This window comes from Aquimarina sp. AU119 (assembly GCF_900312735.1).
GTDB classification, from domain to species: Bacteria; Bacteroidota; Bacteroidia; order Flavobacteriales; family Flavobacteriaceae; genus Aquimarina; species Aquimarina algiphila.
On the sequence record NZ_OMPF01000014.1, the window covers coordinates 311,437 to 323,652 of the forward strand.

Sequence of the window (12,216 nt, forward strand, 5' to 3'; positions counted from 1 at the left end):
GCTCAGGGTAAAGATTATAAAGTGATTATAGTTTATTCACTGCATCCACCACTATTTCTGGTTGGATTGTGTGCATTACTTTTTCATACCCAGGAGGTACTTTGTTTCCATAAATTGATGTCGGAATCTGATCATATTTTGCTAAATTAGGCAAAATAGCATGTTCTATTGGCTGTCCAAAAGGCATAAAACCAGCAAAAGGATGTGTTACTCCCCACAAAGTAATCGTTGGTATACCATACATTGCAGCAAGGTGAGCATTACCACTGTCCATAGATATCATTGCGTCTAAATTACCAATCAATTTTAGCTCATCTTCAAAAGATAGTTTATTTACTACATTGGTTACATTGGTGTATTTGCTTCCAATATTGTTTAAGATATCAGCTTCTCGTTTTCCTCCTCCAAAGAGAAAAATCTCAAATTTATCTTGATTATCTATGGTTTCAATGACCTTAATCATCAATTCCAAAGGATACGTCTTGCTTTCGTATTGAGCAAACGGTGCTATTCCCAACCACTTTTTGGTAGAATTCTGTGTCAATGAAAGAATATCTTCTGTTAATGGTTGCTTTTTGGGAAACTTATGGGTTTCAAGGTCAATAGGATACCCCAAAGCCGAAAATACATCGGCATATCTTTGATGCGTTGTTTTAAGTTGTTTAAACGCTTTATTCTGTGATCGAGTTAATGCTTTTTTCTCAGCTCTACCTTTATCTATTTGTGTAACTTTTATTCCTTTTAACGAGAATATTGTTTTTAATACGTTTGATCGTAATACATTATGTAGATCAGCCACACCACTTATCCCTAGTTTACCCAACTCATTTGCCAAACGAGTTAATCCTAAAACACCTTTATGTTTTCCTGTTACATCCGCATGATAGACTTCAAGATTTTCAATATCAGAAAATATAGGTTCAAAAAACTTTCTTGTAAGCACAGTGAGTTTTACATCAGGGTAAGTCGCTCTAAAAGTTCGAAGAACAGGAACAGTCATAGCAACATCACCCATTGCCGAAAGTCGAATAACCAGAACGTTCGTTTCAGATGTAGTTGGCTGTCCAGTATTACTTTTCTCCACGTAATACTGGGTTTAATTCATCATCATTATACATCTTCATCTGCTTATATACTTTCATATATTTATCTCCTTCTTTGATATCATTTAACAGGGTATCGATAGCTGTAGACAAATCTACTTGCTGTTCTAATAGTATATTTAATTTATTTTGACATGTAGCTTTATGCTCTTCTGAAGCTCCATCTCGAATGGTCTCTACATGCATATGATATACTTTTAACGCCAAAATAGACAATCTATCTACTCCCCAAGCTGGGCTTTCGGTATTGATAGTCGCATTATTTTTTGGGGTTACGTTTTTATATTGTTCTAAAAAATAACTATCAATATACTCTACCATATCTGTACGATCCTGGTTAGAAGCATCAATCTGTCTTTTTAACGTAAGTGCAGCAACTGGATCAATTTGTGGATCTCGTATGATATCTTCATAATGCCATTGCACGGTATCAATCCAGCATTTACGATATAACAAATGCTCAATAGCTTGTGATTTACTATCATATGGATTAGAGAATTCTTGATCCACACTATCAATCACGTGGTATTTTTCTATAACTTCTTTAAAAATGGAATTTGCTTTATCAGTAAACATCTGCGTTTTTATTTTTCTAAAATGTGTAACTATTCTATTGGTTCTATCCCTTTATATTTTTGATGTATCGCTTTATCTACTATACACCTCATATATACTGGTGCAAAGGTATTATATTTTGCAATAGTATTTAGCATCTTCTATTTCAATCTGTACTGTAGAAAATTATATAAAGTCTCAAATATTGAATATCGTCTTCTATCCTTCTAATACGTATGTCTCTTCTATAGCATTCGAGTACATTTGTTCTCAAAAATCAAAACAGTAATATGGTAAACGGAATTAATATAAATATCCAAATATTGACTTCTTTGGCAAACCGATTATAATTCATCTCAAGATATGTAGTCCCAATCAACGCAAGTGGTGTCGCCAAAAAAAATAGCTCTGAAGTATCTTTTTCTGGTGCAATAACGGCTATTGCTATAGCAATAATTAAATATGCAATAACCACTCTTAATATTGGTTTTGTATTAGCTGTTTTTCTTCCAAATTTAATAAGGTAGATAGAGAAAAAGAATACGATACAAATAGATAATACTCCTACAGAAAAAAGTGATTCTTTTGTGAAATATTCTCGAAATGAGAATGAAACAGAATCAACATATGTGGTAAAAGTAAAAAATGAATCATAAAAGAATAATGTAAAACAATTTGCAAATACATAGATCATTATAATTCCAATACCAGGTATTAACCAGTTTCTATAGTTATTGGGTTCAAAATACAATATTCCCAAAAAAACCAATGCTATAAATCCAATGCTCCAAAAATACGCTAGCGATGCTAAACCGATACATATAGAGGCATTAAAAATTTTAGCTTTTATATGTTTTTCATTTCTTAGGTGTAGAATATTCTGTACGGCTAATAATATCAAAATATTAGATAACAAAATCGGAAAACTTGTTAGTGAACTTGGCAGTATTGTGGTAAGAAAAGCAAACAATAGTATGGTAAATGTTCCTTTATTTGTTAAATCATTCTTTTGAGCTACAAAATTAAGTGCCAGCATAGGTAAAATATACAAAAAGACGCTCGCAATGACTTTTAAAATATAGGTGCTTTCTACCTCAAATCCCTTTTTATAGTGCGCTATACTAAAGAGTACTCCCATGTATAATGCCACGGCAATGTAATTAATGGGTTTTGATTTACTAAAAAAGCTTGATAACACTACTATTTTTTATATTTTTGCATCAAACAATTATTATAATTGTTTTTTATGTATTACAGAACTAATGTATAAAAAGTTTTTAGTTTACTCTTTAGACTTTTAAAAAAGAAAATATAGAACACATTATGAAAGATTTTTTTGGAGCTATCGAATCCCTATTTGTAGATGTATTGTTTGCACCTTTTGATGCATTAAGAGCATTAGAACTAGAAAGCTGGACTGCTGCTAATGTACTTAACTGGGTTTTTATGATTATTGGTTCTTTGGCTTTTCTTTATTGGATGAAAGAATTGAAGAAATTTAATGACAATGATGAAGAAAATAGGGATCCTAAAGCACATTCATTCCTAAATTAAACATCAGAAAAGTTTTATTTATATTAGAGATATAAATCTGATTATCAATTTATATAAAAGTCCCTATAAATTTTATAGGGACTTTTCTTATTTTAATCTTTTTGATGTTGATACTATATTATAAATCAAACCCCAGATCTTTCCTATAATACATATCCTCAAAATGAAGTTTCTCAATATTTTGATAGGATTTTTTTAATGCTTCTCTAAAATCTTCGTCAAACGAAGTTATTGCGATAACTCGCCCTCCATTTGTAACAACCTTACCATCATTCAAGGTTGTTCCTGCATGAAAAACAATAGATTCTGAGATCGTATCGATACCTGTAATCTCTTTTCCCTTTTGATACGCTTCAGGATATCCTCCTGAAACAGTCATTACGGTTGTAGCACTTCTTTTATCCAATTCGAGATTAATTTTATCCAATGATTGAGATCCGACATGGTTAAACAATTGAACTAAATCGGTCTTGACTCTTGGCAATACAGCTTCGGTTTCGGGATCTCCCATACGTACATTATATTCGATTACTTTTGGATCATCACCTACTTTAATTAGTCCGATAAAAATAAAGCCTTTGTAATCGATTTTTTCTTTTGCCAAGCCATCAACTGTAGGCTTAATAATCTGTTCTTCGATCTTTTTCATAAACACCTCATCGGCAAAAGGAACCGGTGAAATAGCTCCCATACCTCCTGTATTTAAACCTGTATCTCCCTCTCCTATTCGTTTATAATCTTTTGCAGTTGGTAGCGTTACATAATGTTTCCCATCTGTAAGTACAAAAACACTTAATTCAATGCCATCAAGAAACTCTTCGACAACTACTTTTTCACTTGCAGCGCCAAATTTTTTATTGGTTAGCATGTTTTCTAATTCAGCTTTGGCTTCTTCAATATCTTGTAAAATTAACACTCCCTTACCCGCTGCCAAGCCATCTGCTTTTAGTACATATGGTGCATTAAGAGTTTCCAGAAACTGTTTTCCTTCATTAACTGTTGTAGCTGTAAAACTTTGATAAGCTGCTGTGGGAATATGATGTCTGAATAAAAATTCTTTGGCGTATTCTTTGCTGCCTTCTAATTGCGCCCCTTCTTTAGAAGGGCCTATTACTACAATATCATTAAGTTGACTATCTTCTACAAAAAAATCACTTATCCCTTGTACCAGAGGGTCTTCTGGTCCTACAACAACCATTTTAATATTTTCTCGTAGTACCAAATCTTTGATTGCAGGAAAATCTGTTACTGCAATAGGCACATTGGTTGCAATAGCAGCAGTTCCTGCATTACCAGGAGCTACAAATAAAGTATCACAAAGTGGACTTTCTACAATTTTATAAGCAAATGTATGCTCTCTACCTCCTGATCCTAGTACTAAAATATTCATGATTTGATATAGCTTGTATTTATGCGCTCAAAAATAGTTTATTCGTAGTTGTATTGCTAATTGTTTTGTATAAAAACTTAAGATAATGGTATCAAGTCTATACGAACTAATTACGAATAATCCTGCTACTTAAAATACTCCTCTTTTTTAATAGTAGCGGTATCACAATAGAAAAGAATACAATTCCATTAAACCGAACCAGCATCGATTCAAACAATAATGATACGAACACAATCAGAAAGACAGAAAATTCATTTCGACTTCTTTTCATGCGCATCCCCAATACAATAAAAATAATAAGCAAAACGCTAAAACCTATAATACCGCTTTGAAGATACGTTTGCAAAAATTGATTATGGGCATTATACTTGTTTTCATGATTAGGCATATACCCTAACTCTTTATACTTTTTCATTAGAACATCATTTGCATCTCCTACTCCATAACCTAACATAGGGGCTTCCTTAATTAACTTAACACTAGCGTCCCATGCCAATATTCTGGATTTTTCTAAGGTTGTAGTTTCATAAGCTGCCTCTTTACTAAAATCTTTTACCCTCTCATAGAAATTAGTCACCCTAGGGTTCCCTAAAAACAATGCGACACCCATTATAAACACAATGATCATCATATACTTTTTTTCTTTATCTACAATATTGAAAATCAACAATAAAGACATCACAAACAGTATTAAATATGCCGCTATAGATGCTAATAAAAAAAGATAAAGAAATAATAATGTTACTACTACTAACTGAAATCGAGACCTTAATTTATTTTTAAGGTAATAGCTAAGTACTAACAAGATATATATTGAAACATAATTAGCATTTACAGATCTGGAAAAAACAGACCCTACAAAAAATTGAGACCAATTTTTTACTATCTCTTCTAAAAACATGAATACTCCAGTAATTTCTTTTATATCAATAAGGTATCGATATAAATTATTTGAAGCAATACAGATATTGATAAAAAAAGATACAATCAAACCAACAAGTAAAAAGTCAAATAACCTTTTTACGGTATTAGCATCCTCTTTAACAAATAAAAAAATAATTGGAAACAATAGTAGGGATAATGATCTCTGTACTAAATTCAATCCACTGCCCAGGTCGTCAGTATAAATTAAACTTAGAGTCATTATAGTAAAATACAAAGGAAAGAGAAGTACCGATTTATCCAATACAAATTTCTTTTGTGGTCTAAATATCATCATAATTCCAAAAACGATCGAAATTATAAAAAACGGAGTAGGGAGTGTAATACCTAACGGCATTAAAAAAAAAGCAATATAAAGACTGTTCCAAAAGGTCATTACTACCCAATGGTCTTCTTTATAGAACATACTGGTTGCCTGAGTTAGTATCTTGCCAAATTGCACTTGTTATATAAATAGATTATGAAGTGTTTAACGTTTTTTGAGGTTTTGAATTGTATTGTACTTACATAATCAAATGTACAGTATCTCCTGTTACAAGCAAAATACAAAAAGCTTCTGTTTTTTTAGATTATAGCTTTTTTATTATTCTGTTTTTATAATTAACCCTTCAAAACATACTAATATGCTTTTTCTTGGCCTTTTATAATATTAATTATAGTATCTAAAATAATTTTTAAATCAAGAAGAACAGACCAGTTTTCTATATAAAAAATATCATGTTTAATACGATTAACAATCTCCTCATCGTATTTTACTTCTCCTCTATATCCTTTTATCTGGGCTAAACCTGTTATGCCAGGTTTTACTGCATGGCGAAATACAAAATTATACTTATCTATCTTTTTTGCATAATCTTTGGTGTATGATATCATATGAGGTCTAGGACCAACTACAGACATATCACCTAGTAAAACATTAAAAAACTGTGGAAGTTCATCAATACTAGTTCTTCTCATGAAACGCCCTATTCGGGTTACCCTAATATCTTCTTTTTTAACCTGATCAAGCTCGACATGTTTCTTATATCTCATAGATCTAAACTTATAACATATAAACTCCTTATAGTTAATTCCATTTCGTTTTTGACTATAAATTAATGGCCCCTTGGATTCTAATTTAATAAATATGAAAAGTAATGGAGTTATCCAGGATAAAATTAATATGATAATTAAAATAGAGAAAATAATATCAAATCCTCTTTTAATAGTTCTATTAACTGCGCTATTTAATGATATCTCTGGAATTGATAATACTGGTAAATATTCATAATAATCTGTTGTCAATCTTTTAGAATAAATACGTTGTGAACTTGGGATAAATTTTAACACACAATAATTCTGATCTACATACTTCACGTATTCATTCATAATGTCGTCTGAAATTTCATCAATAGCACAATAAATCTCGTCAACCTCCTCTTCTTCCAAAAAATCAAAGCTATCTTTTATGGACTTTGAAAGTGTATCAGAAAACACCCCTAATACTTGATAACCCAAGTCTTTTTTTTCCTCAAAAATGGCCTTAAGTTGATTAGCACTTTTATTATTACCTATGATAATAACCCTTCTATTATTACCTCCCAAATATGATCGATATCTTTTTAAAGCATAGTATGATATTACTTTAATTATTCCAACTGTAGAAATAACAATAATAATGAAGTAAAGTGGTTCTTTACCAGAAAAAAGGTTGATCCTTAGAACTCCTAAATATGCATATATAAGTATTAGGATTACCGTTGCCTGGCGAAACAAAAGCGAAATAATTGTAATAGCTTTTGTAAATCGATATACTTCATAAAAATCGAGTAAATATGCTGATACTAGCCAGATTGTCCCCAAAAAGACATAGAATTGATTAGAAACAATACTACTTAAAAGGTAGTAAGAGGAGATAAATAAAATAATCAGATCTATAACAATAAGTATTGGCCTAATTAAGTATGAATATCCCCCTCTTTTGTGATGCATTGGTTATTAAGAATAAGACGAAAAATCTTTATGATCGCTTTTCTGAAGTTCTTCTTTAGAAAACCCTTTAAAATATTCAAGTGTTAGTTTCATTCCCTCTGACCTGCCCATTTTGGGTTCCCAGTTTAATATTTCTTTAGCCTTAGTAATATCCGGTTGTCGTTGCAACGGATCATCAACTGGTAGTGGTTTATAGATTACTTTTTGATCTGTTTCTGTAAGTCTTACTATTTCTTCGGCAAATTCTTTAATAGTGACCTCATCAGGATTACCGATATTAACTGGGTAAACATAGTCACTAAGAAGCAACTTATAAATCCCTTCTACTTGATCGTCGACATAACAAAAAGATCGTGTTTGCATACCATCTCCAAATATTGTTAAATCTTCTCCTCTTAATGCTTGTCCGATAAATGCCGGTACTACACGGCCATCATTTAACCTCATCCTAGGACCATAGGTGTTAAAAATACGCACTATTCTTGTTTCAACTCCATGATAGGTATGGTATGCCATTGTTATTGATTCCTGAAAGCGTTTTGCTTCATCATATACTCCTCTAGGGCCAATTGTATTAACATTACCATAATATTCTTCATTTTGAGGGTGTACTTGAGGATCTCCATATACTTCACTTGTCGATGCTATTAAGATTCTCGCGTTTTTCTCTTTTGCCAGTCCTAAAAGGTTGTGTGTGCCTAAAGATCCAACTTTTAATGTCTGAATAGGTATTTTAAGATAATCTATCGGACTTGCTGGTGAAGCAAAATGTAATATATAATCGAGTTCACCTGGTACATGAACAAATTTGGTAACATCATGATTATAAAACTCAAACTGTTTTAATTTAAATAGATGTTCTATATTTTTTATATCCCCTGTAATCAAGTTATCCATGGCAATCACATGAAACCCCTCTTTGATAAATCTATCACAAAGATGAGAACCTAAAAAACCCGCTGCTCCTGTAATTAAAACTTTTTGCATTTTATAATATTATATCTTTTCTACCAATAGAAAAATAAGAAACTCCTTCTTTTTCGACATCACTAATGTCATATAAGTTCCTACCATCAAAAATAACATTCTCTTTTAGGCTATCTTTTATTTTCTTGAAATCAGGAGTTCTAAAAATACTCCATTCTGTACAAATAATCAATGCATCAGTATTATCAAGTGCTTCATACATTGTTTTTGAAAATTGAATTCTATCCTCATATTTTCTTTTAACATTATCCATTGCTTCAGGATCAAATGCTTTAACCTTAGCTCCTGCATTTAATAATTCATCGATAAGATATAATGCTGGTGCTTCTCTTATATCATCGGTTTCTGGTTTAAAAGCCAGACCCCAGACAGCAAAAGTTTTATCATCCAAATCATTATCAAAATATGTTTTTATTTTTGGGAGTAATGCTGTTTTCTGCTTTTGGTTCACTTTAATTACTGAATCTAAAATCTGAAAGTCGTAGTCTACATCTTTTCCTGATTTATGAAGCGCTTTTACATCTTTTGGAAAACATGAACCTCCATATCCGATACCTGGAAACAAAAACCTTTTCCCAATCCTTGAATCTGTTCCCATTCCTCTTCTTACTTTATCTACATCTGCACCAACTTTCTCGCAATAATTAGCAATCTCATTCATGAATGTAATTTTTGCTGCCAGAAACGAATTAGCTGCATATTTAGTAAGTTCTGCAGACTTCTCATCCATTATGATAATTGGGTTACCTGATCTAACAAAAGGTTTATAAAGTTTTTCCATTAGTTCTGTTGCTCTTTGAGAGCTAGATCCTACCACAATTCTTTCTGGTTTCAAAAAATCATCTACCGCAAACCCTTCTCTTAAAAACTCTGGATTCGAGACAACGTCAAAATCGCATTTTGCATTTTTTGCAATAACTTCCTGTACTTTTTCTGCTGTACCTACAGGTACTGTACTTTTATCTACAATAACTTTATATTCTGTAATTCTTTTTCCTATGTCATCTGCTACACCCAAAACATAAGATAAATCAGCCGAACCATCTTCATCTTCAGGAGTTGGTAATGCTAAAAATATAATTTCTCCATGCTCTAAGCCTTCTTCCAAAGATGTCGAAAAAGTAAGCCTGCCTGCTTTTATATTTCTATCAAAAAGTACATCAAGGTGTGGTTCATAAATAGGCACTTCACCATTTCGCATTTTCTGAACTTTTTGTTCATTTATATCAACACAAACTACTTCATTACCAGTTTCTGCTAAACATGTTCCTGTAACCAAACCTACATATCCGGTACCTATTACTGATATTCTCATTTATCTTTTTTACTCTTTTTTACTTTTGGTTTTAAATTTTCTTTCATAGCATCTACCTTTCTTTTAAATAAAATTTTTTGCTTTAAAGAGGTAAAATTATAATTAAACCTAAAAAAAATAAAACTCAAAATTATTACGCTAACCAACAACACTATAAATAATAGTAAATTCTTGGTAGTACTCCCCAAAATAATAAATAATACTACAAATATTAAATTAAAACCACCTATTAAATAACTAGCCTGTTTATGAGATAGACCCCAGTAATCTATAAGAACATGATGTGTATGATTTCGATCAGGTGAAAAAGGACTTTTCTTATTTGCAATTCGTATCGTAAAAACTCTGGCCGTGTCAAAAAGTGGTACGATAAGAATACTTATTGCAATTAATGGGATGTTTTCCAGAAAAAAAGGTAACTCAGCTGAGGAAGAAGGCTTTAAAGCTAAAAATTTCAATGTCATTATACTGATAATAAAACCAATAATTAATGAACCCGTATCTCCCATAAATATCTTTTTATTTGCTGATACATTATATCCAAAGAACGCGAGTAAACATGCATTTAAACTTATCGTAATCAGCGCATAGAAATATTCTTTAGTGAGATAAAAAATTGTGGTATAAATGATCAAAATTACAATTCCAACAATCGAAGCTAATCCATCTATCCCATCAATAAGATTATATGAATTTATTATAGTAACCATAATAAAAACGGCTATAAGAAAATAAATGTAATACGGTATTTCTTCTATATTAAAAAATCCATTAAGAGAATGTATGGTAAAGCTATCACTTACTACAACAAAAGATACTGCTAGAAACTGGGCTATTAATTTTGAACCAGGGGATAAAACTACTAAATCATCTTTAAGACCAATAATAAACAAAATTGTAAGGCCAGGGATGATATGTATAATTTCACTATTTGTGTCCCAACTACTAATAAAGAATAGACCTATAATCAATGTATAGTAAAACGCTACTCCTCCTAAACTTGGTGTTTGTACTTTATGAGAACTTCTATTATTAGGAGCATCCATTAACCTTTTGTATGAGACAACCCCAATAATTTTGGGTATTGTTAAATATGTCAACAAGAATGACCCTATAAAAATTAATATTGCTGTTTCTAGAAAATTCAATTAAGTATAGCTTTTGAAAATATGGTAAAAATAGAGAAAGTTTTTATATTAAAATTTAATCCTTAATAAACATCATCATTTTTTTTGCCAAATTCTTTCTATCAAAGTCTGTAGTTAGTTTCTGAAAATTTTGAGTATTGGTATTTTTTGTTTTCAATACCTCTATTTTATTCAAAAATTCTTTTTCATTTTCCGGTTCAAAAGCTTCTCCTATACTATATTGTTCCACCAATTTTTTTGCTTCTCCCTCAACTCCTAATAAAATTGGTTTATGCATAGCACTTAACTCAAATATTTTTGATGGTAAGACATGTTTAAAAGTATCTGATTTTTTAAGATTTACAAGAGCTATATCAATAATTGAAATATAGCCTGCAACTTGTTTTTTAGATACTGAAGGTAACATAGTAACATTATCTAGTTTTAATGAATCTTTGATTTTTAACAACTCCTCTTTTTTAGCTCCATCTCCCAAGAAAAGAAAATGTATTTGTTTGTCTTTAATCTTTTTTGCACAATACAAAATAAAATCCAAGGCGTGTGCCATACCATGAGTACCGATATATCCAATTATAATTTTATCTTCAAGTTTTAATCTTTTTAATATTTTCTTATCTTTTTCAACAGGAGTAAATAATGTTGTATTAACTCCATTCTTAATTATTTCTATTTTTGATGCATTAATTTTGTGTTTCTCACATAAGATTTCTTTAAACGAATCTGTTACCACTACAATTTTATATGCTTTATTGTACATTTTTTTCTCTAGAAACTCAAAATATTTTATTGCGGGGTTTGTTTTCATAGCACCGACAGCTTTTATTGATTCTGGCCATAAATCTCTAACCTCCATAATCCATTTCTTTCGTTTCCAAAACGCTAACCACCTGCCAGAAATTGCTGTAAAAAACTGTGGTGATGTTGCCACAATAAGATCTGTTTTAATAAATAATCCTACAAGAAAAGAGCTGATCATAAAACTTACATAATCAAGAATTCTTTTTAAAAACCCTTTATTAGCACTGATGTATGTCCATACACGAATAACTTTTATGCCTTCAATAATCTCTTTTTGAAATAATTTATTTTTGTATCCCCCAAACACCTTTCCTTTTGGAAAATTTGGAGCACAAGTAATCACGGTAACATCTATACCGTCCTTTACCCATTCTTTGCAATGCTCGTATGTTCTGGTCGCAGGTGCATTAACTTCGGGAGGGAAGTTATCAGTTAAAAAAAGTAACTTCATTT

11 protein-coding genes are annotated in these 12,216 nt (G+C 31.1%); 1 reads left to right on the top strand and 10 read right to left on the bottom strand.

Annotated features, from left to right (window positions below; genetic code table 11):
* Positions 1-25 precede the first annotated feature (25 nt).
* From DK442_RS12305 to DK442_RS12315, 3 genes are all read right to left on the bottom strand, one after another.
* On the bottom strand, positions 26-1,084 hold the full coding sequence (locus DK442_RS12305; RefSeq protein WP_370444659.1) for a glycosyltransferase family 9 protein: 1,059 nt from the start codon (positions 1,082-1,084) through the stop codon (positions 26-28).
* Entirely contained in the window at positions 1,071-1,679 is a 609-nt protein-coding gene (locus tag DK442_RS12310) for a DUF4254 domain-containing protein (RefSeq protein WP_109436180.1), read from the bottom strand. Before DK442_RS12310 ends, DK442_RS12305 begins: the two co-directional genes overlap by 14 nt.
* Positions 1,680-1,935: 256 nt before the next feature.
* Complete coding sequence (locus DK442_RS12315) at positions 1,936-2,856, bottom strand: DUF6427 family protein (protein ID WP_255412227.1); 921 nt, start codon at positions 2,854-2,856, stop codon at positions 1,936-1,938.
* A 125-nt stretch (positions 2,857-2,981) separates the two neighbouring features.
* On the opposite strand from DK442_RS12315, the gene DK442_RS12320 reads away from it, so the two are divergent.
* Positions 2,982-3,212, top strand: coding sequence for a uracil phosphoribosyltransferase (locus DK442_RS12320; RefSeq protein ID WP_109436182.1), 231 nt, complete (start codon positions 2,982-2,984; stop codon positions 3,210-3,212).
* Between the two features lie 118 nt (positions 3,213-3,330).
* Here DK442_RS12320 and purD read toward each other — a convergent pair whose 3' ends face one another.
* The 7 genes from purD to DK442_RS12355 all read right to left on the bottom strand — a co-directional run bounded on the left by purD (position 3,331) and on the right by DK442_RS12355 (position 12,214).
* Positions 3,331-4,602: a phosphoribosylamine--glycine ligase gene (gene purD / locus DK442_RS12325; RefSeq protein ID WP_109436183.1), complete on the bottom strand. Its 1,272-nt coding sequence runs from the start codon at positions 4,600-4,602 to the stop codon at positions 3,331-3,333.
* Between the two features lie 106 nt (positions 4,603-4,708).
* Positions 4,709-5,950, bottom strand: a complete 1,242-nt coding sequence (locus tag DK442_RS12330; RefSeq protein ID WP_109436184.1) for an O-antigen ligase — start codon at positions 5,948-5,950, stop codon at positions 4,709-4,711.
* Between the two features lie 212 nt (positions 5,951-6,162).
* A complete protein-coding gene (locus tag DK442_RS12335; RefSeq protein ID WP_109436185.1) occupies positions 6,163-7,515 on the bottom strand; it encodes an exopolysaccharide biosynthesis polyprenyl glycosylphosphotransferase in 1,353 nt (450 codons plus the stop codon).
* Between the two features lie 6 nt (positions 7,516-7,521).
* Complete coding sequence (locus DK442_RS12340; protein ID WP_109436186.1) at positions 7,522-8,502, bottom strand: UDP-glucuronic acid decarboxylase family protein; 981 nt, start codon at positions 8,500-8,502, stop codon at positions 7,522-7,524.
* Position 8,503: 1 nt separating this feature from the next.
* A complete protein-coding gene (locus tag DK442_RS12345) occupies positions 8,504-9,817 on the bottom strand; it encodes a UDP-glucose/GDP-mannose dehydrogenase family protein (protein ID WP_109436187.1) in 1,314 nt (437 codons plus the stop codon).
* Entirely contained in the window at positions 9,814-10,965 is a 1,152-nt protein-coding gene (locus DK442_RS12350) for an MraY family glycosyltransferase (RefSeq protein WP_109436188.1), read from the bottom strand. Before DK442_RS12350 ends, DK442_RS12345 begins: the two co-directional genes overlap by 4 nt.
* Positions 10,966-11,020: 55 nt before the next feature.
* Positions 11,021-12,214 carry a glycosyltransferase family 4 protein gene (locus DK442_RS12355; RefSeq protein ID WP_109436189.1) on the bottom strand — a complete coding sequence of 398 codons (1,194 nt, stop codon included), beginning with the start codon at positions 12,212-12,214 and terminating at the stop codon, positions 11,021-11,023.
* Positions 12,215-12,216 lie beyond the last annotated feature (2 nt).